Source organism: Methylophilus sp. Leaf416, assembly GCF_001424665.1.
Taxonomy (GTDB): Bacteria; Pseudomonadota; Gammaproteobacteria; order Burkholderiales; family Methylophilaceae; genus Methylophilus.
Genome location: NZ_LMQS01000003.1, coordinates 190,035 through 215,169, shown reverse-complemented (window position 1 = coordinate 215,169; position 25,135 = coordinate 190,035). Strand labels below are relative to the sequence as shown.

Sequence of the window (25,135 nt, the reverse complement as noted above, 5' to 3'; positions counted from 1 at the left end):
TGGTTGATATAAACCGATTGAAACTGATATCGGTTTTTATCAACCGACCTCTCCGCCCGGCATGGGTCAGGCAGCATTAGCGAAATATCTCATTTATGTAAATTAATCAACGAGATAATTATTGTTGTAGTTTTTTTGGTGTGGATGTTGCTAAACAAGGTGCACAGTTTTACAACGAGAGGATGAAGAGGGATGCACAAACCTAATAAAAAAATCATGGTCGCGGCTACAAGTTTTGCGATAAGTGTGAATGTTTTAAACGCACTAGCTGATCAGACAAATAGCCTGGATGTTGGCCCTGTCATGGTGAAAGGCATTTTGCCGGATAGGCTGGAAACAGTACCAGGATCTTATTCAGTTGTGGATGAAAAAGCACTTAACGAGCGTAGACCGTTTTCAATTCAGGAAGCGATCAATAATGTGCCGGGCGTGCATATTGTGGGTGAAAACACTTTTGGCCTGGGCGTCAATATCGGGGTAAGAGGCATGGATCCAAGACGCACATCCCGCACATTGTTGATGGAAGATGGTATGCCATTGTTCCTGGGGCCCTATGGCGATCCTTCCGCACATTACACGACACCTATCGAACGTGTACAACGCATTGAAGTCGTCAAGGGTTCAGGCCAGATTTTGTATGGCCCACAGACGGTTGGCGGCATGATTAACTTTGTGACCAAGCCGGTACCGAAAAATGGGTTTGAAGGTAGTGTCACCGGTATGGTGGGTAACAATGACTTTACCGGTTTTGCCGCAAACTTGGGTGTGGGCGGTGAGCAGGGCGGCATCATGATCGATGCGATTCAGAAAAAAGGTGATGGCATCCGCAAGAACCATGACTTTGAAATGCGCGAGTTGATGGTAAAAGGCCAATTGAACCTGACTGAGAGCCAAAGAATCATTGCGAAAGTCGGTTACTACGAAGAGGATTCGCATGTCTCTGAAACCGGCTTGGGTGCAGTGGAATATGCGCAAGATAAATACCAGGCGCCAACTGGCAAGAATGACAGGTTTGAATATCAGCGCAAGTCATTGCAATTGCAGCATATATTCGATATCAATGCGAATGCTACTTTAACCACCAATGCATATTATGTAGATGCTTTCCGCACTTCTTTCAGGCAAATAAACGAGTCTGGTAGCTTAGGTGGCGTTTCTGTCATGGACAGGTGTACTGGATTGGGGCCTGCGACAGTTGCAAATGCTGAGCAGTGCGGCGGTCGCCATCGTCCTAGAAGCTATGATTACTATGGTTTTGAACCACGCTTGGATATAAAGCATAGTCTTTTTGGGATTGATAGCACCGCTGTTGTCGGATTCCGTTACCATGAAGAAGGCAACAAGCGTCAGCAGTTCAGGGATGGTGATCCCCGTGCGCAAAGTTTGTCTTATGCTAAGGCATTCGGTGATTTCAGGGAAGATATCCGCATTGATATTGAAGCTAAATCTTATTATGCGCAAAACACTTTTTACCTAGGTGACTGGACATTAACCCCGGGTTTGCGTGTAGAAGATTATAAAAAGAAAATCAATGTGCTGCAGGCTGAGGGCGATCCTCAAGGGTTTGCTAAAACCAACAGCCAGACAGTCTGGTTGCCAGGCATAGGCACAACCTGGAATGGGATTGCGAATACGACAGTATTTGCAGGGATACACAGGGGATTCGCACCACCAAGACCATCACGGGATATTGACTTTGAGATGTTAGCTGGCCTGGATGCGATCAGTAGCACCAAAGCTGAAGAAAGCACTAACACGGAAATCGGTGTGAGATCTTCCTATTTCAAAGGCGTTGGTTTTGAAGCTACATTGTTTAATGTCGATTTTGATGAAATTGTGATCCAAAGAACTGCGGGGAATTTTGTCAATGCCGGAAAATCGCAAATGACCGGTGTGGAACTGGCAGGGCGTATAGATTTCGGCAGAATGTATGACAGTCCGCATAATTTCTACATTGCCGGTAATTACACAAACCTGTTTACTGCCAAGTTTGACAAAAACACTGATCAGACCACCAGCGGTAACCGTTTGCCGTATGCGCCACGCGATATAGCTTCCCTCAATTTTGGGTATGAGCATCCGATTGGTTTCAATGCACGTATCGGTGTGGATTATGTCAGCCAGCAATATGTGGATCCGGACAATACGACAGTTGAGGTCCTGAACGGACAGGAAGGCAGGATCCCAGCCTATACTTTGTTAAATGCTTCGCTTAACTTTAGACCAGTGGGTTCGAAACTGACTTACTTTATGAGCGGCCACAATCTGGCGGACAAAGAATATCTGGTCAGCCGTGTTGACGGTAAAGTGGCAGGACGTCAGCGCCAGGTGTTTGCTGGTATTCGTTATGATTTCTAGAGCAGAGAGAAAGCGCTAATTCTTGAAGCAAATAAAAAGCCCGCATCAAGCGGGCTTTTTATTAAAAAAAGATGACTATTTCAATGCTGCAAAGATTTCTTCTTTAATGGTATTCAACTCACCCAGGCCATTGACCTTGACGTATTGTGGTGCGCCAGCGACACCGGACTTTGCCCAGTCTGAGTAGTAACCAATCAATTGTTCAGTTTGGTCGTGATATACCTGCAAGCGTTTGAGCACGACCTCTTCTTTATCATCATCACGTTGTACTAGCTCTTCGCCGGTGACATCGTCTTTACCCTCAGCTTTAGGCGGGTTGAATTTGACATGGTAAGTACGGCCTGAAGCAGGGTGGCTGCGGCGGCCGCTCATGCGCTCAACAATCGCTTCATCAGGGACATCGATTTCCACGACATAATCAATCGCAACGCCAGCATTTTTCATCGCTTCCGCTTGCGGGATGGTGCGTGGGAAACCATCAAACAGGAAACCATTGGCGCAATCTGCATCTTTAATGCGTTCTTTCACCAGGCCGATGATCACTTCATCAGGCACCAGGCCGCCTGCATCCATGAATTTTTTGGCTTCCAGGCCAAGCTGAGTGCCTGCTTTTACGGCTGCACGTAACATATCACCAGTAGAAATTTGCGGAATGTTGTATTTTTCTTTGATGAAAGTGGCCTGAGTACCTTTACCGGCACCAGGTGCACCCAGCAGAATCAAACGCATGTCATGCTCCAGAGGATTGTTTTTGAGGAAAAAAGGATTATATCAGGCTAGAAAAAGCTGACCTATACTCAATTGGCTAAACTTGATTTCTAAAACTTAAAGAAAGATTGGGTTAGCAGCCACAAAATTGCTGATAGTCACAAACTCTGCCACGCTAAGATTTTCCGCTCTCAATTGCGAGTCTATATTCAGCGCAATAAAGCCGGCGTCATCCAGCAAGCCTTTGAGGGTGTTGCGCAATGTTTTACGGCGCTGGCCAAATGCGGCCATTACCACTTTTGCAAACAATGCTTCATCGGTTGCAGGGTAAGGTAATTGTGCAAATGGCACACAGCGTACGAAAGCAGACTCTACTTTAGGCGCTGGTTCAAATGCTTCTGGTGGCACAGTGATCAGGTATTCCATCTGCAAACGGTATTGCAACATCACGGAGAGCCTGCCATATTCAGAAGTAGAGGGCGCTGCCACCATGCGTTCTACGACCTCTTTTTGCAGCATGAAGTGCATGTCGATAATTTGCGACGTATTTTCGAGCAGCTTGAACAGGATAGGGCTGGAGATGTTGTAGGGCAAATTACCTACCACTCGAATACGCTCTCCTAACGTCCTGAAATCAAATTTCAGGACATCTGAATTATGAATGCTGATTTTTTCGGCAGGGTAAAAAGACTGCATCCATTGAATAATGTCGCGGTCGATTTCGACCACGTGCAAATGACGCAATTGTTTGAGCAAAGGTTGCGTCATGGCGCCCAGGCCGGGGCCAATTTCAACCATCAGGTCATCAGGCGCGGGTTGAATCGCAGTGATCAGGCTACCGATAATGCCCTGGTCCGTGAGAAAGTTTTGGCCGAAGCGTTTTTTTGCTAGGTGTTTCATTTACATTCTTAAAGTGGCTTTATACCAGTTGAGAGATTCAAAGGTATTATTCTTGGGCTGCAGCACGTTTTTGTGTAATTTCGATAGCCAGGTGGATGGCACTCAGCATGCTGCCTACATCTGCTTGCCCGGTCCCGGCAATATCCAGCGCCGTGCCGTGATCCACTGAAGTACGGATAATCGGCAAGCCTAGTGTGACATTCACACCCTCACCAAAACTGGCATGTTTGAGCACAGTCAGGCCCTGGTCGTGATACATCGCAAGAAACGCATCGGCCTTAGCCAGGTTTTTATGTGAAAACATGGTGTCCGCTGGCAATGCGCCTATCAAATGCATACCCTCTGCCCGCAACGCATCCAGCACCGGATTGATGGTGTTGATTTCCTCATCGCCCAGATAGCCATTTTCACCAGCATGTGGATTGAGGCCGGCAACATAGATGGTAGGTTCTGGAATACCAAATTTTCGGATCAGATCTTGATGCAAAATTCGCAAAGTAATCGTCAATGATTCCTGGGTAATCGCTCTGCTTACCTGTGTGATGGGCAAGTGTGTGGTGGCTAATGCCACTCGCATACCGCCGCCGACCAGCATCATCACGACCTGGCTAGTATTGGTGGTTTCTGCCAGGTATTCGGTATGTCCGGTAAATGAAATGCCGGCGTCATTAATAATGCCTTTATGAACCGGTGCGGTGACCATAGCGCCAAACTCATTGGCGATACAACCATCACGTGCTCGATCCAGCATGGCCAATACATACTGACTATTGCTGGTTTCCAGGCTACCAGCTGTTACCGCTGTGGTGGCTGGAACAGGTAAAACGCACAAACTGCCATCCCCTGCATGCTCTGGCACAGTGTCATGATATGTATGCAGCATTAATGGGAGATTTAATTCAGCAGCCCTGGCTTTCAGCGCATGTGGGTCGGCCAATACTACCAGCGAGGCTGGCAGTGGTTTGTGTGCAAGTTTGACGCAGATATCCAGCCCTATCCCGGCAGGCTCACCAGAGGTAATCGCAATGCGGGGGAGGGTGGTCATCCGGTTAGAAGTTTTTGAATTAAAACTTGTCTTTACGCTTTAAAATTTGTCTTCTAAGCGCAACTCAACAAACGCTTTATCACGCAATTCGTGAATCCACTCGCTGTAAGCTTCTTCAGCTTTACGGGCACGAATTTCCTGACGTGCTTTCAGGCGTTTGGACTCTTTGGACATGTCCTGTTTGCGGCGTTCTATCACCTGGATAATATGCCAACCAAACTGGCTGCGTACGGGTGCGCTGACTTCGTTCGGAGCCAGTTCTGCCATGGCTTTTTCAAAAACAGGCACAGTATCACCAGGGTTGATCCAGCCCAGGTCACCACCATTGGATGCACTGCCATCGTCAGAGTATTGACGTGCCATGTCCTGGAAAGGCGTGCCGTGATCAATACGCTCCTTGATGGATTCAATTTTTTGCTGCGCTTCTTTGTCAGACAGCACTTCATTAGGCTTCAGCAAGATGTGGCGCACGTGTGTTTGGTCTACGATCAATGTGCTTGAACCCGCGCGTCTTTCTTTCAATTTGAAAATATGGACCCCGGTACCGCTACGTATAGGGCGTGACACACCGCCCACATCCAATGCCTTGATCAACTCTACAAACTGTGGGGGCATTTGCTGACCACTGCGCCAGCCAAGGTCGCCACCTTCAAGGGCATTAGGTGCGTCAGAAAAGTTTGCAGAGGCTTTCTCAAAACTCATGCCTTCTGACATGGCTTTAATCGCCTGTTCGGTGCGAATCCTTGCTTTCTGGATATCTTCAGGTGAGCTGTCTTCAGGCAGGCGAATCAGAATTTGGGAAATGTTAAATTCATCCAGGTCACCTTCCTTTTCCTGTGAGCTCAGGTAGTTATCAATTTCAGCTTCGGAAATATTGATTTTATTATCGACATCACGCTCTCTCAAGCGGGTAAGGATAATGTCATTACGGATATCTTCACGAAACTTGTAAAACTTGGTGCCATCTTCTTCCAGCGCTTTTTTAAAGGCTGGCATGGTCAATTTGTTCTGCTCGGCAATACGCTCTATGGTTTTATCCAGTTGCGCATCATCTACTTTAATCCCGGTTTGTGCGGCCAGTTGCAATTGCAAACTATCAACAATCAAGCGTTCCAGGATTTGCTTTTGTAACACATCATCCGGCGGTAGTTCTACGCCTTTTTTGATCATTTGTGTGCGTACAGACTCAATGCGGTCCAGCATTTCGCGTTCGGTAATAACAGATTGATCAACGACGGCAATAATTCGGTCCATCTTTTCTATGGACGGTTTATCAGCAGCGTGGATATTGATTGAGGTGCCTAGCAGAAGCGCAACACCCATCGCAGAGTGTAAAAAAGGTGATAAGTATTTCATCATTGGGTATTCTGGTCTCTGTAAATTCCCGGGATGTCATTGGTACGCATGTAAGTCGGGATATTGCGCTTGATGACGTTTAATGGGTTGGCGCCGATAGAGGTCAGCCCACCCAGTTCGAGTTGAAAAAACATGGCATAGTTCGCGTCAGCAGTTGCTGTTTGCACGCGTTGCATGACGGCTCGGCCTTGCCAGCATCCCGCATCATACTCTAGGCCAGCAAGCATTTGTACCGCATTGCCATCACGAATGGAGTAGTTCAGGCGGCCAACACCGTACCACCTGTTACCCAACGGCCATTGGCCGGCCGTATCAATTTGCTCAAGTACGCTTGCCGTGTAACGGTAACCAAAACTGAATGATTTTCCAGGCTCGGGATTATAACGCAGCAAGTAATTATTACGCTCCATATTGCCGCGATCGGGGTCATATTGCCAGTAGGTGTCCAGGTTGAGGCGGCTGGAAAGCCGTGCCGTAAATGCTGCCAGAATATCAGATGACTTACGCGTATCAGGCGAAGTTGTTGGCATGTACACTTGTTGATCATCAAAGTAAAAGCGCTGGCCAAGTGTACCGCTGAGCCGTTCTATCCCGGTTTCACTATCAATCAGACGGCTAGTCACAGCCAATGTGACCTGGTTGGCGTTATTGATGCGGTCATCGCCACTGAACTGGTTTTCGTAAAAAATAGAGTTCTGGTTCAGTGTGTTTAATGAAGTATCAAAAATAGGAATCTTAGTCTGGTCGCGATACGGGATATACACATAGTAAGCACGCGGTTCCAGGGTGTGCGTGTAACTGGTATCAAACAGGCTGGTTTGCCGGTCAAAATACAGGCCTGAATCCAGGCTGACAATCGGTAAAGTTCTGTTCAACTGGTTGTATTCTTCGGTGTAACCCAGAGGCACATTACCAGTCAGGTTGTATTGGGTGGTTTGCACCCCGACTTTGGGTGTGACAAAACCATACGAATTCTTCATCGGATAAGAAATCGAGGGGTATAAGCTAAATCGGCTACCACTAGGCGCCGTGGTCATTTCTTTCATGGCGTCAAAATAGACATATTGGGCACCGGTATTGGTGGTAAACCCTTTCCAATCATTGGTGTAGCTTGCTGTCAGTTGCGGCAATCGTTGGTATACAAATGACAGATTATCCAGGTTCTGATAGCGCTGTACGGTACCATTGAATGTCCAGTGCTCATCCGCATAATTCACATAAGCAGTTTGCCCAAGATTAACCCTAGAAGTCACTTGAATCCTGGTCGCCATCTCAGAGAAGTATTTATCATCCGAGACTTTTTCCAGGCTATAACCGCCAGACCAGTGGTCACTAAACTGGTGGCGATGCGCCAGCTTGGCATAAAACCGGTCTTGGCCGGTCATGCTGTCATTATCCAGGTACTCGAAGTTATTCGAGCCCATGTAGTTCTCACCCAGGTAGCGAAATTCGCCTTGAAATTGTATGCCTCGCTTGCTTAATACGCGGGTAGCAAGTGTGGCATCTTTATCCGGGCTGATATTAATGTAGAAGGGGGTCAGCAGCTCGAAACCACTGCGTGAAGTCGTCCCCCATAACGGAGCTAGCAAGCCTGTTTTACGCTGGTTGTTATAGGAAAAACTCATCCATGGCGTATACAGGATGGGCACACCCTTAAATTCTACATAGGCATTGGTTGCTTCGCCGGTGCGGGTGTAATCATTTAATTCCAGGCTGCCGGTTTTGATATACCAGTCATCGACATCGGCAGCACAAGAAGTGTAGCTGGCACTTTTCAGGCGCTTGATATTCTGCCCTTCGAAAAACACCTGTTTGGCTGATGCGCGGATATTATCGAAAGTACTCTTTTTTTCCTGATTGCTGAATGAAGCGTTGTCATCAACATATCTTTTAGGATCACTGACGAGGATGGCCTGGTCATCGAGTAAGGTATTGGTGTCCTGATTGCTTGGTCTTGGCGGAGCACTCTTAAACTCTATCGTGACATCGCGCATTTCGCCAATATTTTCACTCAGCCGCATGCGCAACATCGGGCCTTTAATCGTAGTTGTTCCCGCCGAAATAACCGCATTACCGTCTACCTGTAGCTCATCATTCTGCATGTCATAACGGATTTCGTCACCGGTGACTTGTTGACCATCTTTGCGGATCACGGCATTGCCGGTGGCCCACATCTGGCGATCCATACGCAATTTTAGCGTGTCACCTTCTATTTCAACTGCGCCAGGCAATGCCGCGTTTTCGGCGACTACTACAGGCGGCGTGGTCGCCTCATCGGCACGTGCATGCATGGCCGCAAGTGAACCAGTGGCGACCAGAGCTAAGATAATGCGCATGCCGCGTTCGCGAGAAGTGGAGGAATAAACTTGCAAGTTAGTCAAAGAGTGATAATTTCAGTAGGCTCTGCGGGTCGCAGAGTGGTTATATGCATGCAATTTTTTCCACCTTGCGATTTGCCCCATTCATTTGGGCTATATTATTCATGAAAACGCTTAAAAAGTCATTTTTCACTTAAAATGTGAGCCGCATTTTACCAGCAAGCGCACAAGCTTGAATCGCTTATTAATGATCCGGGAAAATTTGTGGATAGAACACAACAACTTCAAAATTGGCTGGCACAAGTAATAGACCAGCCTTTTACACTGACAACCGCGTCTGCAGACGCCAGTTTCAGGCGATATTTTCGCGTGCATTTGCCTCAAGAAACCTTGATTGCCATGGATGCGCCGCCGCCGCAGGAAGATTGCCGGCCTTTCGTGAATGTGGCTGAGATATTGCTCGCCGCCGGTTTGAATGCTCCCAAAGTGATGGCCCAGGATCTCGAACAGGGGTTTTTGCTATTAAATGACCTGGGCAATGATACCTATCTGTCCAAATTGACTGCTGAAAATGCCAAAACTTTATATGGCGACGCCTGCCAGGCACTTATCAAAATGCAACTGGCAACAGATCCGCAGGCTTTGCCTCCGTATGATGCCGCGTTGCTTATGCGGGAGTTGCAGCTGTTCCCGGAATGGTATGTGGCTAAACATTTAGGTAAAACCCTAACTGTGGAACAGCAGGCAGTAATGGATAAAACCTTTGCATTGCTCATCGACAATATTCTGCAACAACCGCAAGTGACGGTGCACAGGGATTACCATTCCCGCAACCTGATGGTTACTTCAGAGAATAATCCTGGTGTGCTGGATTTCCAGGATGCGGTGATAGGCGCAATCACCTATGACCTGGCTTCATTATTTAAGGATGCCTACATCCGTTGGGATGAAGACCATCTCATGGATTGGGTAGTGCGCTACTGGCAGGCCGCTAAAAAAGCCGGTTTGCCTGTCAACGAAGACTTCGGCGAGTTTTATAAAGACTTTGAGTGGATGGGTGTCCAGCGCCACATCAAGGTGTTGGGCATTTTTGCGCGCCTGTATCATAGGGACGGCAAGGACGGCTACCTGAAGGATATGCCGTTGGTGATGCAATATTTACAGGCTGCCTGTGAGCGTTATGTAGAGTTGCGCCCGTTTTTCAAGTTATTGCTGGCGCTGGAAAAGGCTGATTAAACATGCGGGCCATGATACTGGCAGCGGGACGCGGCGCCCGCATGCGTCCGTTGACCGACCATACGCCCAAACCTTTACTCGAAGTAGGCGGCAAACCTCTGATTGTCTGGCATATCGAGCGCCTGGCGCAGGCGGGCATTACCGAGCTGGTGATTAACCATGCTTACCTTGGCCAGCAAATTGAGGATAGGCTTGGCGATGGCACCCAGTGGCATGTATATATCCAATATAGTGCTGAACAAACCGCGCTTGAGACTGCAGGTGGTATTGCCAAAGCCTTGCCATTATTAGGTGACGAATCTTTTCTAGTGGTAAATGGCGATGTGTTTACCGATATCGACTATGCCGCCACAAGTTTACCTGTTGGCAAGCTGGCACATCTGGTCATGGTGGATAATCCGCAGCAACATGCTGAAGGCGATTTTGCCTTGCAGGATGGCCTGGTTAAACAGGCAGCCGACAATAGACTAACTTTTTCGGGTATTGGCGTTTATCATCCAGACCTGTTTAAATCAGTTCAAAGCGGTGAGGCCGCCAAATTGGCGCCACTGTTAATTTCTGCCATGCAGCAGGGCTTGGTCAGCGGTCAACACCACACTGGCGTATGGCATGATATAGGCACGCCAGAGCGTTTAGCGCAGCTCGATCATTGGTTAAAAACAAGATAATCTATAAAAAAACAAAATCAGGGGGAATGATGAAACCACCATACGAGCATAAAACTGACAAGATTGCGCATCAGGCCTTAATGTGGATAGAGCGGCTGGGCTTGGGATTAGTCACGATCGCGACGTTTTTCTCTCTTGCGCACGAATTGGCCAGGATGTGGCAGGCCGGTATGGTCGGTTTGGGTGATTTGTTGCAGCTGTTTTTATATCTGGAAGTCTTTTCCATGATCAACAGCTATTTTGGCACCGGAAAATTGCCCATGCGCTACCCTATTTACATCGCCATGGTGGCTTTGGCGCGCTATTTGTTGCTGGATATGAAAGAAATGACCGAGACACATATGCTGGCGGTGTCTGCGGCTATTCTGATACTGGCAATTTCAGTACTGGTGATGCGTTTCGGGCATTCGCGCTATCCGTATGAGGATATTCCGGAACAGAAGCGCGACCTGCTTTAAACACTAAATCTGCTTATGCTGCAGCCAGTGCCTCATCGGCGATCAGCGTGACCTGGTTACGTCCTTTTGCCTTGGCTGTATACAGGGCCTGGTCAGCGCGATTCAAAAAGCTTTCTGCCGTTTCGCCTGGTTGATAGGCAGTCAGCCCCAGCGAAATCGTGACATTCGAAATCAGTTTGCTGGTGACATTGTTTTTAATGCTGATATTGGCGACATGCTGGCGGATACTTTCAGCGACTTCCCTGGCGGTATCCAGCGATGTATGAGGTAACAGCATCACAAATTCTTCGCCACCATAGCGCGCTGAGGTGTACAGGTCACCTGAAACAGTTTTCATGATTCTGGCGACCGCTTGAATCACTTTATCGCCGAATAAATGACCGTAACTGTCGTTCACGCGCTTGAAAAAATCAATATCACCAATGATCAAACAGGTATCTACATAAGGCGTGGTTGATTCAAGCGTTTTTTTCAAGGCAACATCGAAGCCCCTGCGATTCATCAAGCCAGTCAGTCCATCTGAAATCGCTTCTTGTCTAGCTTTTACGATTTCGTTTTTTAAATTCGCAATTTCGTGCAGGCTGGTTTCCAGATGCTGCTGCAACGTATGCATAGACTGTTGAATATTGGCGGTCTGGGATAATAAATCGCCCATATGGCGCGATACTTCTCCATCCAGTTGCTGGAGTTCGCCCGACCATGCATCCAGGGTTTTGCGGAATTGCGTGGTGTCTTGACCCGCTTTCTCAGTGGTGGAGCTGATATCCGACACCATATTATTAAAACGATCAACGATATTCTGTGCGCTGTCGGCATCCAGGCTGGCGATATGTTTGTTAAATAACTGGGCGGTACTTTTTTCGTTGAGTTTTTTCTCTTTTTCAATAAGCGTGTTTACTTCATCAATCAGGTGCGCATGCTCGCCGGACGAATATTCGTACCAGACAGCGTAACTGACGGGATGGAATGCAGTATCCTGCATAGACATATGCTGGATGGCCTGTCGCAGATACTCTGCACTTTTTTCTTTACTGATTTCGTATTGCATCGTGCCTCTTAAGCGATGGTAAAATTCACCGCAAATTATTTTTGTCATGGCTATCTATTAACCATCTAATGGTATTAACGGATGCCCATAGGATTTTTTAAGAGCGCCAAATGATAATTTTTATAAATTATTTTTATGATTAAGTAATTTTCTGAATTCGCATTTCTTTTTCGAATGATGTCCATGAATAAAAATGATCTGATACAACTGGTGACTCTCAAAATGCCTTATGGAAAATACAAAGATCGCCTGATTGCCGATTTGCCCGGACACTACCTCAACTGGTTCGCGAGAGAAGGTTTTCCTAAGGGGGAGTTGGGACGGTTATTGCAGTTGATGCAAGAGATTGATCACAACGGATTAAAGGACTTGCTGTTGCCTTTGCGTCACTTTTCCGGAGAAAATCAGGGCGGAGCAAAGTATGATTAACTTTTGCCGGTTGGGGCTGGGCATGCTTTTTTTTTCGATGCTGGCATCTGCACAGGAACCATGGCAATCGACCGAATATTTGCAGCAGGCGTTTACAGAGATTGCCTTGCATAATGAATACACGCCTGGTGAACAACCGGTACGCAAGTGGATGCAACCCGTCAAAGTATGGCTGGAGCATCATACAGACCAGCAGGAACAGCATGCGCTGCTGACCAAATACCATTTTCAACATCTAGCCAAAATCACCGGTCATTCCATCAGTTTTGCCAGATCCCGCCAGGAAGCCAATTTTATTGTGGTGTTTTCGCATTTGCAGCTTTGGCGTAATGATATTGCTTTGGTTAGCGGCAATTTATTAATTAAGCCTCCTGATGACGCGGCCTGCATGTTTGGACTGGGTCTAGATGCAAAGAATGCGATTACAAAAGCCTGGGTGGTGATTCCGGTTGATTTTGCGCAGGAACACCGGCAATTACTGTCCTGTATAGTTGAAGAAACCACGCAGGCGATGGGACTGCCTAGCGATTCTGACAAAGTATTCCCTTCCATATTTAATGACCACACTCCTGAATCGTTATTAACCGGCCTGGATGCCTTGTTGCTGAAAATGCTTTATCAGCCAGCGATCAAACCCGGCATGCGTGCAGCCCAGGTTAAACCTGTACTGGCAAACATTTTGCAAAAATGGCAGGCGGATGGCACGGTTCTGGATGCCGAGAAAAATGTCAGGCAATCTGAGCTATATGAAATGATGGGTTTTTAAAGCCGGTCTAGCCGTGAACCATTCCTGCAAATGCGCACCAAATAGGCTAAAATGCTTAACCATTCAGGATTACCTTTGAGTTTTTCCATGCACGAATTTCCCCTGCAAGAATTTAGCCGTCGCCGTCAGCAATTGATGTCCACTATGCAGGCAGGGATTGCCATTATTCCTACTGCTCCGGAGGTAACGCGTAACCGCGACAGCCATTATCCCTATCGCTTTGACAGCTACTTTTATTACCTGACCGGGTTTAAAGAGCCTGAAGCCGTCTTGGTTTTGGTCGCCGGCTTAGAAAATAAAAGCATTCTGCTTTGTCGCGATAAGGATATTGAGCGCGAAATCTGGGACGGTTTCCGTCATGGTCCCGCAGCAGCGCGCGATGAGTTTGGTTTTGATGAAGCCTACTCGATTACTCAGCTGGATGAATTATTGCCAAAAATGATGGCCAATCAGCCGGCACTCTTTTACAGCCTGGGTACAGATGCCGGTTGGGATACTAAAATCACTGGCTGGTTGAATACAGTGCGTGCGCAAACACGCAGCGGTATACAGGCGCCAGCCACAGTGGTTGATGTGCGTCAACATATTGATAACTTGCGCCTGGTTAAATCCCCTTGGGAAATCGACCTGATGCGGCGTTCGGCAGAGATTGCCGCCAGCGCCCATAACCGGGCTGTCCGGGTGGCAAAACCAGGTAAATGGGAATATGAACTGGAAGCCGAATTCTTGCATGAGTTTTATAGGCAGGGTGCTCAGGCGCCAGCGTATACCAGCATTGTTGCCGGGGGTGCCAACGCATGTACCCTGCATTACAACGCCAATAATGCAGAATTGAAAGACGGGGATTTGCTCTTGATAGATGCAGGTTGCGAGCTGGACGGCTATGCTTCAGATATAACACGGACTTTCCCCGTCAATGGCCGCTTTAGCTCGCCACAAAAGGATTTATATGAACTGGTGCTGGCTGCGCAGGCAGCTGCGATCGCCAGTGTCAGTTCACATCATCACTGGAATGCACCGCATGAAGCTGCACTTAATGTGCTTGTAGATGGCTTTATCCACTACGGGCTATGCCAGGGGACCCGTGATGAAGTGCTGGAAAACGGTAGCTATCGCCAGTTTTACATGCACAGAACGGGCCACTGGCTGGGGCTGGATGTGCATGATGCCGGCGAATACAAAACTCCGGCCGGCGATTGGGTGATGTTACAGGCCGGGAATGTGCTGACAGTTGAACCAGGCTGTTATGTGCGCCCGGCAGATAATGTACCGGCGCATTTCTGGAATATTGGAATTCGCATTGAAGATGACGTCTTGGTAACAGAGAGCGGCCGTGAAGTGATTACTGCTGCCGCGATTAAATCAGTCGCTGATATTGAAGCGTTGATGCGAGGCTAATGACATGAACAGCTACAGAAGGCAGCAAGGTTGAAGCAAACTCTGACACATCCGGTGGTAGTTGGCGGCGGTCCGGTAGGCTTGGTGCTGGCGTTATCGTTGCAACAGTCCGGTGTGCCGGTGACTGTGCTGGAGGCACAGCCACCTGGCGCCATTTATGGCGATGGCCGTGCGCTGGCGTTGTCATCCGGAACGCGACAAGTGCTGGAACAACTCGGCGTCTGGAACGCACTGGAGTCAAAAGTGACTGCGATTGACACTATCCATGTGTCGCAGCAAAAAGGCTTTGGTCGCGCCTTGCTTAAAGCGGGCGAACATCAATTGCCAGCACTTGGTTATGTCGTTTCTTATGGCGCGCTGATGCAGGCATTGGATGCCCGCATCGCTGAATCTTCTTCTGGCCTGGAGATTCAATATCAGGTGCCGGTGCAAAACCTGCATATGGATGCAAACGCCGCTGAAATCACCTTTCAAACGGCTGGTGCTACCGATACACAAAGCACTGATGTGATTGCCACTCCGCTGGCAATTATCGCTGATGGTGGGCGCAGTCTTGAATCGATTCCCGGCCTGGTCAGGGAAACCAAACACTACGGCCATGATGCTCTGGTCGGACTGGTACAGACTGAGCTGCCACACCGCAATATTGCTTATGAACGATTTACTCCGTTCGGCCCGATGGCACTGCTGCCGAATGGTGAGCATTTTTCCCTGGTCTGGACCGGTGAACAAACATATATCGACCAGATCGCCGCACTAGACGATGCCGCTTTTTTGCAGGCTTTACATCAGGCATTTGGTGATCGCGTAGGCAAGTTCTTGCATATTGGTAAACGTGGCAGATTTCCACTCAAACTAAGTAAGCTGGAACAGACTTTTCCTGCACATTGCGTGGTGATCGGCAATGCAGCACAAACTATGCACCCGGTGGCCGGGCAGGGGTTCAATGTCGGCATTCGAGATGCGATGGCTTTGGCCAGAAATATTACAGCGAGCTCGGCTGCTGAGTGGGGAACCGTGCACAGGTTAGCTGAATATCATCAGTCACGCGCCCGCGATACCGGCCGTGGGTTGATATTTACAGACTTTCTGGTGAATGTGTTTTCCAATGATCTGATAGGCGTTGGTTTGTTGCGTGGTGCGGGTTTGGGTGCGCTCAGCATGCTGCCGTTTGCACGCCGGTTACTGGTGAATAAAATGAGTTATGGTAGTTAGTAAACCCCTGATCACTAGCAAAACCATACTCAACAGTGAGGTGGTTATTGTCGGCGCCGGGTTGGTAGGCCTGACTGCGGCTATTGCTTTATCCAGGCTGGGTAAACAAGTTGTATTGACTGACGCGCAAGCTTTACCCGCATTTTCTCTTGGCTGGATTGAAGATACCGCACACTGGGATACGCGCATTTATGCCTTAACCAATGAGACTGTGCATTGGTTAACAGAAATCGGCGTCTGGCAGCATGTCCCAGCCAATCGGGTAAATGCCATGGCTGCGATGCATTTGTGGTCACCCACCGATGTGCATTCCAAGCCAAGTCTGAGTCTGGATGCCGCAGATGCGCATTTGACACAAATGGGTTTTATTGTCGAAAGCCAGGCCTTGTTATATGCGTGCTGGCAGGTATTGGCCAGCACTGACGTGACCATCATCACCGACGCCCCGGCTCAAGTACTGCAACATGCTGGTCATAAAGTACAGTTAACGTTGCCGCAGCATGAAATTGAAGCACAATTGCTGCTAGGCGCTGATGGCGGTCGTTCATGGGTACGTGACCAATGTGGTGTTAATGTCACTACTGTGGATTTTGAACAGACGGCGCTGGTGACGAATTACATCGCGGAAAGACCGCATGGCAATATTGCCCGGCAATGGTTTGGCGCACACGAAACATTGGCACTGCTGCCACTGCCGCAGCAACAAGTGTCATTGGTGTGGGCCTTGTCCCAAGACCAGGCTAGTGTAAAACAGAATTTGTCGCCAGAAGCATTGGCAGCCGAAGTGGAGCAGCGCTGCGGATATGCGTTAGGCAAGCTGACACCAGCTGGCGCAGTACTAGGGTTTCCACTGGTGCAGAAAACAGCAGAGACAATGGCATTGCCTTCCGTATTGCTGTTGGGGGATGCCGCACATCAGGTGCACCCAATGGCCGGGCAAGGTGTCAATCTGGGATTCCAGGATGTGCAGGCGTTGTGCCGCGAATTAGGTAATTTGTCAGCCTTGCGTCCGCTCGGGGATGCAAGCTTTTTGCGTCATGTCATGCGAACCCGGCAATTGGATATCCTGAAAATGCATACCCTGACACGCGGCCTGGATAAATTGTTTTCGCGCCCTGAGCCCGCATGGACACATGCGGCTATCCTGGGCTTACGCGGGGTTGAAAACAGTGCTATGCTAAAACGTTTTTTAATTCGCACAGCCACGCAAGGCTAAGTACTGTGCAAGCTTGAGAAAGAGTAATTGATGAAAAAAAGTATTTGGAGTTCTGCAACTCGCTGGGTCAGTTTGTCAGTGTTGCTAAGTGTCGGTTTGTTAGGCGCAGTGACCAGTGTTGCAGATGAAGCTTCTGTTAAAAAAGCCATTGAAGCGGCTTACCCGAAAATCAAAGTCGATAGCGTCACTAAAACCAACTACGCCGGTTTGTACGAAATTTTCATGGGTGGTCAGATTATTTATACCGATGAAAAATTCAGTTTCCTGATTGCCGAAGGCCGCCTGGTTGATCCTAAAACTAAAAAAGACATCACCGGCGATCGCCTGGATGAACTCACTAAAATTGACTTCAATAGTCTGCCACTGGACCAGGCTATTAAGGTCGTTAAGGGTAACGGCAGCCGCAAGCTGGTCGTATTTTCAGATGTGGATTGCCCGTTCTGCAAGCGCCTGGAACAGAATGAATTGACCAAGATCAATGATGTGACTATCTATACTTTCTTGTATCCGATTGAGCAATTACACCCTGATGCCGCTAATAAATCGCGCAGTATCTGGTGCGCCAGCAATCGTGTAAAAGCCTGGCAGGAATGGATTTTCAATAACAAATTGCCATCGTCTACCGCTAAATGTGAAGTGCCGCTGGAAAAAGTCGGTGAACTTGCCCACAAGATTGGGGTAAACAGTACGCCGACCATGTTCTTTGAAAATGGCAAGCGTATGCTTGGCGCACAGCCTTCTGACGAGATTGAAAAAGCATTGCAGACAGCAAAAAAATAGTGCTTCAGTGTTAACAAACAAAAAGGCCGGAATTTCCGGCCTTTTTGTTTTAGTGACTTTTAATCAAAGTCGTTTGAGTAATGAAAGTTTCCAGTGCGAATTAACCACTGCCGCTAACGACTTTGCCCATTTTGAAGATAGGCATATACATTGCCACTACCAGGCCGCCAATTAACACGCCCAGCACCACCATAATCACCGGTTCCATCAGGCTGGAGATTGCTGCGACGGCATCATCCACTTCACCCTCATAAAAGTCAGCCACTTTGGTCAGCATCGAATCCAGTGAGCCCGATTCCTCACCAATCGCTGTCATCTGGATCACCATATTCGGGAACACATTGGCATTTTGCATGGAGACGGTGAGGCTGGTACCGGTACTCACTTCACTCTGTATTTTTTTCGTGGCGTCATAATAGACTTTATTCCCTGATGCACCAGCCACTGAATCCAGCGCTTCCACCAACGGTACGCCGGCAGCAAACATGGTGGATAGGGTGCGGGCAAAGCGGGCGATAGTGGCTTTACGAATCAATTCGCCAAAGATCGGTAAGCGTAGCAATAACCTGTCCATGGACGCCTGCAATTTTTCCGAACGTTTCCAGGTGTACAGGAAAAACCAGATACCAAAACCTAGCGTGCCGAAAATGGCCCACCACCATTTCACAAAGAAATCGGAAAGATTGATAACTACGACAGTGGGCCCTGGAAGATCGGCGCCAAAACTGCTAAAAAGATCCTTAAAAGCCGGGACTACAAAGATCATAATCACAGCAGTAATGACAAATGCCACCACAATAATCGACACCGGGTATACCAGCGCAGATTTGATTTTGCTTTTAATCGCCTGAATTTTTTCTTTATATGTTGCCAGCCGGTCCAGCAAGGCATCCAGAATACCGGCTTGTTCACCGGCCGCGACCAGGTTGCAAAACAGGTTGTCAAAATACAAAGGATATTTGCGGAAACCTGCACTCAGGCTGCTACCGGTTTCGACATCGGCCTTGATATCCGCCAGCAACTTTGAAACGGCTGGATTATGATGACCTTTGCCGACAATATCAAATGCCTGCAATAGCGGCACACCCGCTTTCATCATGGTCGCCAGTTGGCGCGTGAATAAGGTAATGTCTTTATCCGTGACCTTGCCTTTGATCCTTAGGGAACTTTGCTTTTTGACCTTGGTGACTGCAATGCCCTGGCGGCGCAGGGTGGCGTTGACAACGGCTTCGCCATTGGCACGCATTTCACCTTTGACGACCTTGCCTTTACGGTCTTTGCCTTCCCACAGGAAAACGGATTGTTTTACATTTGCAGTTGCCATAATTTTCTATCTAATGACTCATTGATTGTGCATTATTCATTGGTAACAGCTTCAACTTCCTCAATAGAAGTCAGGCCTTGTTTTACTTTAAGCAAACCTGACTCCCGCAAGTCTTTGACGCCTTCGCGTTTAGCCTGGGCGGCAATGTCCATGGCATTGCCGCTAGCCATGATAATCCGTGCCATTTCTTCGCTGACCGGCATCACCTGATAAATACCGACGCGTCCTTTGTAGCCATTGTTGCAATGTTCACAGCCACCTTCTTTGGCATCATATAACTGCCAACTGCCATCCAGGTCCACTTCCTTAAAACCTACGCTAAGCAGCGCTTCTTTGGGCACATCGAGCGGTATCTTGCAATGCTTGCATAAGCGTCTTGCAAGACGTTGTGCTGTAATTAACGTCACCGCCGAGGCAATATTGAATGGCGCGACACCCATATTCACTAAACGGGACAATGTTGTCGGCGCATCATTGGTATGCAGTGTTGACAAAACCATATGGCCGGTCGAGGCAGCTTTGATCGCCATGTCAGCGGTTTCCAAGTCACGGATCTCACCAATCATGATGATGTCGGGGTCTTGCCGCAGGAACGATTTCAGCGCTGCCGCAAACGTCAGGCCCTGTTTATCATTGACGTTTACCTGGTTAATGCCTGCAAGCGGGATTTCTGCGGGGTCTTCAGCGGTAGAAATATTTACGCCTGGATCATTAAGCAGGTTCAAACAGGTATATAGCGATACCGTTTTACCCGACCCGGTTGGGCCTGTTACTAGTACCAAGCCGTAAGGTCGTTGAACAGCCTTTAGCAATGCTTCTTTTTGCTCAGGCTCGTATCCCAATGCTTCAATGCCAAGTGTGGCGCTGGTCGGGTCCAGAATCCTCATCACAATTTTTTCGCCATAAATGAGTGGCAAAGTGCTGACGCGGAAATCGATTGAGCGGGTTTTAGATAGCAGCAACTTCATGCGGCCATCTTGCGGAATTCTTTTTTCAGAAATATCCAGGTTGGAGATAACTTTAATGCGCGAAGCAAGTTTGTCCTTGATTGCCAGGGGCGGCTGCGCCATATCCCTGAGCACGCCGTCAATGCGGAAACGGATGCGGTAGAACTTTTCGTAGGGCTCGAAATGCAAGTCAGATGCACCCATATTGATTGCATCCATCAGTATTTTTTGCAGGAATTTAACGACAGGCGCATCGTCCACTTCTTGCGCGAGTTCAGTTTCCTGTTCTGTTGCGGTATCTTCTAGGCCCAGATCAAAGTCATCACCACCGACACTGAGTGAAGCCATGCTCGTGTCTTTGGACTCTACGATCTTGTCTATCCATTTTCCGAGTTTGTCATCTTCCACAACCAGCGGGGACAATGTCGCACCCATCTGAAACTGAATGGTATCCAGTGCGTGGAGGTTGGTCGGGTCAGAGACCGCAATATAGGCAATGTTGTTTTTTTGTTGCAGTAACAATACACGTTGAGACTGCATGAGTTTGATATCGATGGACTTGTCAGGTAACGAATCCTGGTCTAGTGCGTCCAGATCAAAAAATGGAAATCCAAAGGCGTCGGAAGCTGCTTGCGCGATATGGCGCGATGAAATTTTTTTCTGGGCGATGATCGCCGCCACAAAACTGATCTTTTGCGTATGGGCTTTTTCCTGCAGCACACCCGCCTCATCTTCGCTAATAAGCGCAGATTGCACCAAAGTACGTGCCATGCCACCAAGTTTATGCGTACTGCCAAGCGTTGCCATAAAGTAATACCAGGGCTCGAGTTAATCCGGTTAATGTATTGAAACAACAATACTTTTTACGTGAGTATACGGGAAATGGCTTTTATTCAAATCAAGGAAAAGACGCACACTCGTGCAGCATTTATACAAATTTTAACCAGATTTACGTGAATTCGTTAAAAGATGAAAAATTACACTTGACATTTAAATAATGCTGAATGTATAAAGCCCTTAAGGCGTTTGCGTTCAGGTTTTTTGTAGCCGTCTTTAAGTAAAGCAAAGCTTGTTTATTGCGACTTAAGTACTTGAGACAAACTTTTGGGGCGCCTCCCTGCATAAGTAAAAAAGTAAGGAAGTAAAATGGCAACAGGTACCGTGAAGTGGTTTAACGATTCTAAGGGTTTTGGATTCATTACTCCTGATGATGGCGGTGACGATTTGTTCGCGCACTTTTCCGCAATCGTTGAGTCTGGTTACAAAAGCTTAAAAGAAGGCCAGCGTGTCAGCTTTGATCTGACAGAAGGCCCTAAGGGCAAGCAAGCAAGCAATATCCAAAAAGCATAAAGATTGTTTAGGGGCACTAAATGCAAACGGCTCACACATTGGTGAGCCGTTTTTTGTTTCGCCGTTTTTAATGGCTGTGCTTTAGCGATTTTCGCTTAGTAGGCTACATGTTTTTGATGATTTCATCACCAAATTCAGCCGTGCTGACCTGGGTCGCACTTTCCATCTGGCTGGAGAAGTCTCCGGTCACGCGTTTGCTGGCAATCGCTTTGCCTACCCCGTTAAGTACAAGGTCTGCGGCTTCTATCCAGCCCATATGACGCAGCATCATTTCTGCTGACAGAATCAATGAGCTCGGGTTGGCCAGGTTTTTACCGGCGATTTTTGGCGCAGTCCCATGCGTCGCTTCAAACATAGCAATGGTATCGCTCAGATTAGCGCCTGGCGCAATCCCAATGCCACCGACCTGGGCAGCCAATGCATCGCTGATGTAATCGCCATTCAGGTTTAGCGCGGCAACCACATCATAATCTTCCGGATGCAACAGGATCTCCTGCAGGAATGCATCAGCGATACAGTCTTTAATCACGATGCCGTTAGGCAGTTTGCACCATGGACCGCCATCAATCAGTTCCGCACCAAACTCTTCTTTGGCCAGCTGGTAACCCCAATCACGGAAGCCACCTTCGGTGAACTTCATGATATTGCCTTTGTGAGTAATAGTCACCGATTTGCGGTTGTTATCAATCGCATATTGAATGGCTTTGCGTATCAGGCGTTTACTGCCATCGATAGAAACTGGCTTGATACCGATCGCAGAAGCTTCAGGGAAGCGGATTTTTTTACGCACGCCCATGTCACTCAAGAAGTTAATGACTTTCTTCACTTCTTCTGTGCCGGCTGCCCATTCGATACCCGCATAAATATCTTCAGTATTTTCGCGGAAAATCACCATGTCGGTTTTTTCAGGATGCTTTACCGGACTAGGTACGCCATCAAAATATTGAATCGGGCGCAGGCAAACGTATAAATCCAGTTCCTGGCGCAACGTGACGTTCAGCGAGCGGATACCGCCACCGACCGGTGTAGTCAATGGGCCTTTGATTGAAATGACATAGTCTTTCAGCACGGCCATGGTCTCATCAGATAACCAGTTATCTTTACCATACACTGTCGTTGACTTTTCACCCGCGTATACTTCCATCCATGAAATCTTGCGTTTACCGCCATACGCTTTTTCAACAGCAGCATCGACTACTTTGATCATCGGCGGCGTAATATCTATGCCAATGCCATCGCCTTCGATAAAAGGGATAATAGGTTGGTCTGGGACATTTAGGGTATTATCGGCATTAACGATGATTTTGCTGCCAGTTGCTGGCACATTGATTTTTGACATAGTGCTTTCCATGTTGTTACTGTTTAACAAACCTTTTAACGTCGTCTGCCAGTTTACTCCTCATGAGAAACATGCGACGCTTAAAGACTATATTCCGATTCCCAACGTATATGCGGCCGGGCGGCTGGATACCGATTCTGAAGGATTGCTTATTTTAACCGATGACGGTGCTTTGCAACATCGTTTAAGCCATCCCAAATACAAAGAAGTTAAAACCTATTGGGCTCAGGTAGAAGGTGCTGCTACAGAAGCAGATTTGATGCCATTGCAGCAAGGTGTTGATTTAGGTGATTTTGTAACCCAACCTGCACAAGTGCGTATCATCGATGAACCTGCCCATTTGTGGCAGCGAAACCCGCCCATCCGTGAAAGAAAAGCCATCCCCACTACCTGGCTGGAGCTGAAAATCATCGAAGGTAAAAACCGCCAGGTGCGCAGAATGACGGCCCATATAGGCTTTCCGACCTTGCGACTGGTGCGTTATGCAATCGGGCCTTACAATCTGGACGGAATCTTGCTTGGTAAATACAAAACACTTTAGTTATGCAAATGACAGTTTCAAGCAAAGGAAGCGAAAAGGTTAGTATGAAACCGGTAGTTGTTTTCAGGCACGCCTGCTGCGAAGGTGCAGGTTATTTAGGCACTTTTTTAGCGCAACATGCTATTCCATGGTGCGAAGTGCGGATTGATAAGGGTGAAGCTGTTCCTTCCTCACTCGACGCTTATAGCGGCATTGTGCTGATGGGCGGACCTATGAGTGTCAATGATGATTTGCCGTGGATTCCTCCGTTGTTGAGCCTGATCCGTCATGCGGTGGATCAGGATGTACCCTTGTTAGGCCATTGCCTTGGCGGCCAGTTGATCAGTAAAGCCCTGGGCGGCACCGTGAGCAAAAACCCGGTGAAAGAAATTGGCTGGGGACAAGTCTCTGTGCTAGATAACCAGCTAGCGAAAGAATGGTTTGGCGATCTGCCAGCCTTTAATAGTTTTCACTGGCATGGTGAAACGTTCACCGTTCCTGAGGGCGCAACCCATGTGCTAGCCAGCCCATATTGCGAAAATCAGGCATACGCCTTTGGAAAACATATCGGATTTCAATGCCACATTGAAATGATGCCGGAAATGGTCAGGATGTGGACGGATAAATGGAAGGCAGACATTGCCGAGGCCTCATCTAGCCCAGCCGTGCAATCTGCAGAGGTGATGCTGGCTGACGTGGATGCTGGTTGCGAAACATTACACACAGTTGCTGATAAAGTATATAGCCGCTGGATCCAGGGCTTGGTGCACAATTAAATTTTACTGGAATTCTTAGTTAATCTGGCTGGTTTGTTTTTGTCGTAGAAGCGTGCTGTTCAAGTTTATGCATGGCATAGCGGCGCTGTTTGAAACGATTGTACTGCCATAAATATTGTTCCGGGCATTGCGCGATCTGCCGTTCTATCGCCTGGTTCAGCAGGGTGGGGGTGCTGATATCGTCTACCCGTTTCAGGTGAATATCAAATCCCTTGCCATCCGGCAAACGCTGACCAAATGCCATCACTACCACCGCGTTGGTTTTGCTGGCCAGTTTGCTGGCAAGTCCCATGGTATAAGCGGGTTTGCCAAAAAAATCCGCCCATTCACCTTCACCGCTACGGGGAATCTGGTCAGGCAATATACCGACCGCTTGCCCGTTTTTAAGTGCCTGTAATAATTTCCTGACGCCACTGGCATTGGCTGGCGCCATCTCCACTTTACCTTTTTGTCTTCCGCTAACCACCAGATTGCTAAGCGATTGCATTTTGGGCGGACGGTAAAGCACGGTAATCGGAGATTGCGAGCCGTAGTAAATGGAAGTGATTTCAAAACAGCCCAGGTGTGGTGTCAGGAAAATAAGGCCTTTGCCATTCTTTTGCGCTTCGCTGACGGTTTCCCATCCGTGCACTTGCTGAATGAACGGTAATAATCGCTCCGCCGATTGACCCCAGATAAAAAATGTTTCAAGTAAGGCTTTGCCGGCTTCCAGTCGGCTGCGCTTCATTAATTGTTGGGCTTGTAAGGGATTCTCAGCCAAACGGCTTTGCAGAATATTATTTAATGCAATCTGGTTACTTTTGCGATCCAGGCAGTATGAAAGCCAGCCTAATCGAGCGCCCAAGCGGTGTACCAGACTTAATGGCAGCCAGGCGATAAATTTACAAAAGTAGAGCAGCATGAATATAAACAGTCATCGAAAAGTAATGAGCATCTTAACAAACTCTTGTACGCAGCCAGCGCATGGCAGTCAAGTTTTT

Annotated in this window: 23 protein-coding genes; 13 read left to right on the top strand and 10 right to left on the bottom strand. The window is 48.0% G+C overall.

The window, feature by feature from the left end; translation table 11 throughout:
* Positions 1-192: 192 nt before the first annotated feature.
* Positions 193-2,358 carry a TonB-dependent receptor family protein gene (locus ASG34_RS08945; protein WP_055829679.1) on the top strand — a complete coding sequence of 722 codons (2,166 nt, stop codon included), beginning with the start codon at positions 193-195 and terminating at the stop codon, positions 2,356-2,358.
* A 75-nt stretch (positions 2,359-2,433) separates the two neighbouring features.
* Here ASG34_RS08945 and adk read toward each other — a convergent pair whose 3' ends face one another.
* The 5 genes from adk to ASG34_RS08920 all read right to left on the bottom strand — a co-directional run bounded on the left by adk (position 2,434) and on the right by ASG34_RS08920 (position 8,703).
* Entirely contained in the window at positions 2,434-3,087 is a 654-nt protein-coding gene (gene adk, locus ASG34_RS08940; protein WP_055829676.1) for an adenylate kinase, read from the bottom strand.
* A 96-nt stretch (positions 3,088-3,183) separates the two neighbouring features.
* On the bottom strand, positions 3,184-3,966 hold the full coding sequence (gene rsmA / locus ASG34_RS08935) for a 16S rRNA (adenine(1518)-N(6)/adenine(1519)-N(6))-dimethyltransferase RsmA (RefSeq protein ID WP_055829674.1): 783 nt from the start codon (positions 3,964-3,966) through the stop codon (positions 3,184-3,186).
* A 46-nt stretch (positions 3,967-4,012) separates the two neighbouring features.
* Complete coding sequence (gene pdxA, locus ASG34_RS08930) at positions 4,013-5,011, bottom strand: 4-hydroxythreonine-4-phosphate dehydrogenase PdxA (RefSeq protein ID WP_055829672.1); 999 nt, start codon at positions 5,009-5,011, stop codon at positions 4,013-4,015.
* A gap of 39 nt (positions 5,012-5,050) precedes the next feature.
* Entirely contained in the window at positions 5,051-6,370 is a 1,320-nt protein-coding gene (locus ASG34_RS08925; protein WP_200934488.1) for a peptidylprolyl isomerase, read from the bottom strand.
* On the bottom strand, positions 6,367-8,703 hold the full coding sequence (locus ASG34_RS08920) for an LPS-assembly protein LptD (RefSeq protein ID WP_235559731.1): 2,337 nt from the start codon (positions 8,701-8,703) through the stop codon (positions 6,367-6,369). Before ASG34_RS08920 ends, ASG34_RS08925 begins: the two co-directional genes overlap by 4 nt.
* 246 nt (positions 8,704-8,949) lie before the next feature.
* Between ASG34_RS08920 and ASG34_RS08915 the strand changes: the two genes are divergently transcribed.
* The 3 genes from ASG34_RS08915 to ASG34_RS08905 are packed head-to-tail and all read left to right on the top strand — an operon-like array spanning position 8,950 to position 11,047.
* The gene (locus tag ASG34_RS08915) at positions 8,950-9,921 is read left to right on the top strand and encodes an aminoglycoside phosphotransferase family protein (RefSeq protein ID WP_055829667.1); all 972 of its coding nucleotides are present in this window, start codon (positions 8,950-8,952) and stop codon (positions 9,919-9,921) included.
* Between the two features lie 2 nt (positions 9,922-9,923).
* Positions 9,924-10,589: an N-acetylmuramate alpha-1-phosphate uridylyltransferase MurU gene (gene murU / locus ASG34_RS08910; protein ID WP_055829665.1), complete on the top strand. Its 666-nt coding sequence runs from the start codon at positions 9,924-9,926 to the stop codon at positions 10,587-10,589.
* 26 nt (positions 10,590-10,615) lie between these two features.
* Positions 10,616-11,047, top strand: a complete 432-nt coding sequence (locus ASG34_RS08905) for a phosphate-starvation-inducible protein PsiE (protein ID WP_229006986.1) — start codon at positions 10,616-10,618, stop codon at positions 11,045-11,047.
* A 13-nt stretch (positions 11,048-11,060) separates the two neighbouring features.
* Here the strand turns inward: ASG34_RS08905 and ASG34_RS08900 are convergent, their stop codons facing one another.
* The gene (locus tag ASG34_RS08900) at positions 11,061-12,095 is read right to left on the bottom strand and encodes a GGDEF domain-containing protein (RefSeq protein ID WP_055829663.1); all 1,035 of its coding nucleotides are present in this window, start codon (positions 12,093-12,095) and stop codon (positions 11,061-11,063) included.
* Positions 12,096-12,278: 183 nt separating this feature from the next.
* Here ASG34_RS08900 and ASG34_RS08895 point away from each other — a divergent pair, with 183 nt between their 5' ends.
* The 6 genes from ASG34_RS08895 (at position 12,279) to ASG34_RS08870 (ending at position 17,899) form a co-directional block, all read left to right on the top strand.
* Positions 12,279-12,524 (top strand): DUF3820 family protein, encoded by a 246-nt coding sequence (locus ASG34_RS08895; protein ID WP_055829661.1) that lies wholly within the window; start codon positions 12,279-12,281, stop codon positions 12,522-12,524.
* 22 nt (positions 12,525-12,546) lie between these two features.
* Positions 12,547-13,290 (top strand): DUF2927 domain-containing protein, encoded by a 744-nt coding sequence (locus ASG34_RS08890; protein WP_235559729.1) that lies wholly within the window; start codon positions 12,547-12,549, stop codon positions 13,288-13,290.
* 87 nt (positions 13,291-13,377) lie between these two features.
* Positions 13,378-14,688 carry an aminopeptidase P N-terminal domain-containing protein gene (locus tag ASG34_RS08885; protein WP_055829657.1) on the top strand — a complete coding sequence of 437 codons (1,311 nt, stop codon included), beginning with the start codon at positions 13,378-13,380 and terminating at the stop codon, positions 14,686-14,688.
* Positions 14,689-14,718: 30 nt separating this feature from the next.
* Positions 14,719-15,903: an FAD-dependent monooxygenase gene (locus ASG34_RS08880; protein ID WP_055829655.1), complete on the top strand. Its 1,185-nt coding sequence runs from the start codon at positions 14,719-14,721 to the stop codon at positions 15,901-15,903.
* On the top strand, positions 15,893-17,119 hold the full coding sequence (locus tag ASG34_RS08875) for an FAD-dependent monooxygenase (RefSeq protein ID WP_055829653.1): 1,227 nt from the start codon (positions 15,893-15,895) through the stop codon (positions 17,117-17,119). Before ASG34_RS08880 ends, ASG34_RS08875 begins: the two co-directional genes overlap by 11 nt.
* A gap of 30 nt (positions 17,120-17,149) precedes the next feature.
* Positions 17,150-17,899 (top strand): DsbC family protein, encoded by a 750-nt coding sequence (locus ASG34_RS08870; RefSeq protein WP_055829650.1) that lies wholly within the window; start codon positions 17,150-17,152, stop codon positions 17,897-17,899.
* Between the two features lie 100 nt (positions 17,900-17,999).
* On the opposite strand, the gene ASG34_RS08865 is transcribed toward ASG34_RS08870, so the two are convergent.
* Together ASG34_RS08865 and pilB are read right to left on the bottom strand one after the other, a co-directional pair.
* A complete protein-coding gene (locus ASG34_RS08865) occupies positions 18,000-19,223 on the bottom strand; it encodes a type II secretion system F family protein (RefSeq protein ID WP_055829648.1) in 1,224 nt (407 codons plus the stop codon).
* Between the two features lie 32 nt (positions 19,224-19,255).
* Positions 19,256-20,977, bottom strand: a complete 1,722-nt coding sequence (gene pilB / locus ASG34_RS08860) for a type IV-A pilus assembly ATPase PilB (protein ID WP_055829645.1) — start codon at positions 20,975-20,977, stop codon at positions 19,256-19,258.
* A gap of 339 nt (positions 20,978-21,316) precedes the next feature.
* On the opposite strand from pilB, the gene ASG34_RS08855 reads away from it, so the two are divergent.
* Positions 21,317-21,520, top strand: a complete 204-nt coding sequence (locus tag ASG34_RS08855) for a cold-shock protein (RefSeq protein WP_015831543.1) — start codon at positions 21,317-21,319, stop codon at positions 21,518-21,520.
* A 103-nt stretch (positions 21,521-21,623) separates the two neighbouring features.
* On the opposite strand, the gene icd is transcribed toward ASG34_RS08855, so the two are convergent.
* Positions 21,624-22,859 carry an NADP-dependent isocitrate dehydrogenase gene (gene icd, locus ASG34_RS08850; RefSeq protein WP_369814571.1) on the bottom strand — a complete coding sequence of 412 codons (1,236 nt, stop codon included), beginning with the start codon at positions 22,857-22,859 and terminating at the stop codon, positions 21,624-21,626.
* 10 nt (positions 22,860-22,869) lie between these two features.
* On the opposite strand from icd, the gene ASG34_RS08845 reads away from it, so the two are divergent.
* Both ASG34_RS08845 and ASG34_RS08840 read left to right on the top strand, forming a co-directional pair.
* The gene (locus ASG34_RS08845; protein WP_055829642.1) at positions 22,870-23,400 is read left to right on the top strand and encodes an rRNA large subunit pseudouridine synthase E; all 531 of its coding nucleotides are present in this window, start codon (positions 22,870-22,872) and stop codon (positions 23,398-23,400) included.
* A gap of 44 nt (positions 23,401-23,444) precedes the next feature.
* Positions 23,445-24,155, top strand: a complete 711-nt coding sequence (locus ASG34_RS08840) for a type 1 glutamine amidotransferase (RefSeq protein WP_055829639.1) — start codon at positions 23,445-23,447, stop codon at positions 24,153-24,155.
* A gap of 19 nt (positions 24,156-24,174) precedes the next feature.
* Here ASG34_RS08840 and ASG34_RS08835 read toward each other — a convergent pair whose 3' ends face one another.
* Positions 24,175-25,056: a lysophospholipid acyltransferase family protein gene (locus ASG34_RS08835; protein ID WP_055829637.1), complete on the bottom strand. Its 882-nt coding sequence runs from the start codon at positions 25,054-25,056 to the stop codon at positions 24,175-24,177.
* Between the last annotated feature and the right edge of the window lie 79 nt (positions 25,057-25,135).

Coding starts and splice junctions, on each gene's coding strand:
- ASG34_RS08870 (WP_055829650.1), top strand. CDS start 17,150: ATGAAAAAAAGTATTTGGAGTTCTGCAACTCGCTGGGTCAGTTTGTCA.
- ASG34_RS08885 (WP_055829657.1), top strand. CDS start 13,378: ATGCACGAATTTCCCCTGCAAGAATTTAGCCGTCGCCGTCAGCAATTG.
- pilB (WP_055829645.1), bottom strand. CDS start 20,977: ATGGCAACGCTTGGCAGTACGCATAAACTTGGTGGCATGGCACGTACT.
- ASG34_RS08890 (WP_235559729.1), top strand. CDS start 12,547: ATGCTTTTTTTTTCGATGCTGGCATCTGCACAGGAACCATGGCAATCG.
- murU (WP_055829665.1), top strand. CDS start 9,924: ATGCGGGCCATGATACTGGCAGCGGGACGCGGCGCCCGCATGCGTCCG.
- ASG34_RS08900 (WP_055829663.1), bottom strand. CDS start 12,095: ATGCAATACGAAATCAGTAAAGAAAAAAGTGCAGAGTATCTGCGACAG.
- ASG34_RS08865 (WP_055829648.1), bottom strand. CDS start 19,223: ATGGCAACTGCAAATGTAAAACAATCCGTTTTCCTGTGGGAAGGCAAA.
- rsmA (WP_055829674.1), bottom strand. CDS start 3,966: ATGAAACACCTAGCAAAAAAACGCTTCGGCCAAAACTTTCTCACGGAC.
- adk (WP_055829676.1), bottom strand. CDS start 3,087: ATGCGTTTGATTCTGCTGGGTGCACCTGGTGCCGGTAAAGGTACTCAG.
- pdxA (WP_055829672.1), bottom strand. CDS start 5,011: ATGACCACCCTCCCCCGCATTGCGATTACCTCTGGTGAGCCTGCCGGG.
- ASG34_RS08945 (WP_055829679.1), top strand. CDS start 193: ATGCACAAACCTAATAAAAAAATCATGGTCGCGGCTACAAGTTTTGCG.
- ASG34_RS08925 (WP_200934488.1), bottom strand. CDS start 6,370: ATGATGAAATACTTATCACCTTTTTTACACTCTGCGATGGGTGTTGCG.
- ASG34_RS08875 (WP_055829653.1), top strand. CDS start 15,893: ATGGTAGTTAGTAAACCCCTGATCACTAGCAAAACCATACTCAACAGT.
- ASG34_RS08905 (WP_229006986.1), top strand. CDS start 10,616: ATGATGAAACCACCATACGAGCATAAAACTGACAAGATTGCGCATCAG.
- ASG34_RS08895 (WP_055829661.1), top strand. CDS start 12,279: ATGAATAAAAATGATCTGATACAACTGGTGACTCTCAAAATGCCTTAT.
- ASG34_RS08855 (WP_015831543.1), top strand. CDS start 21,317: ATGGCAACAGGTACCGTGAAGTGGTTTAACGATTCTAAGGGTTTTGGA.
- ASG34_RS08920 (WP_235559731.1), bottom strand. CDS start 8,703: ATGCGCATTATCTTAGCTCTGGTCGCCACTGGTTCACTTGCGGCCATG.
- ASG34_RS08845 (WP_055829642.1), top strand. CDS start 22,870: ATGTTGTTACTGTTTAACAAACCTTTTAACGTCGTCTGCCAGTTTACT.
- icd (WP_369814571.1), bottom strand. CDS start 22,859: ATGTCAAAAATCAATGTGCCAGCAACTGGCAGCAAAATCATCGTTAAT.
- ASG34_RS08840 (WP_055829639.1), top strand. CDS start 23,445: ATGAAACCGGTAGTTGTTTTCAGGCACGCCTGCTGCGAAGGTGCAGGT.
- ASG34_RS08835 (WP_055829637.1), bottom strand. CDS start 25,056: ATGCTGCTCTACTTTTGTAAATTTATCGCCTGGCTGCCATTAAGTCTG.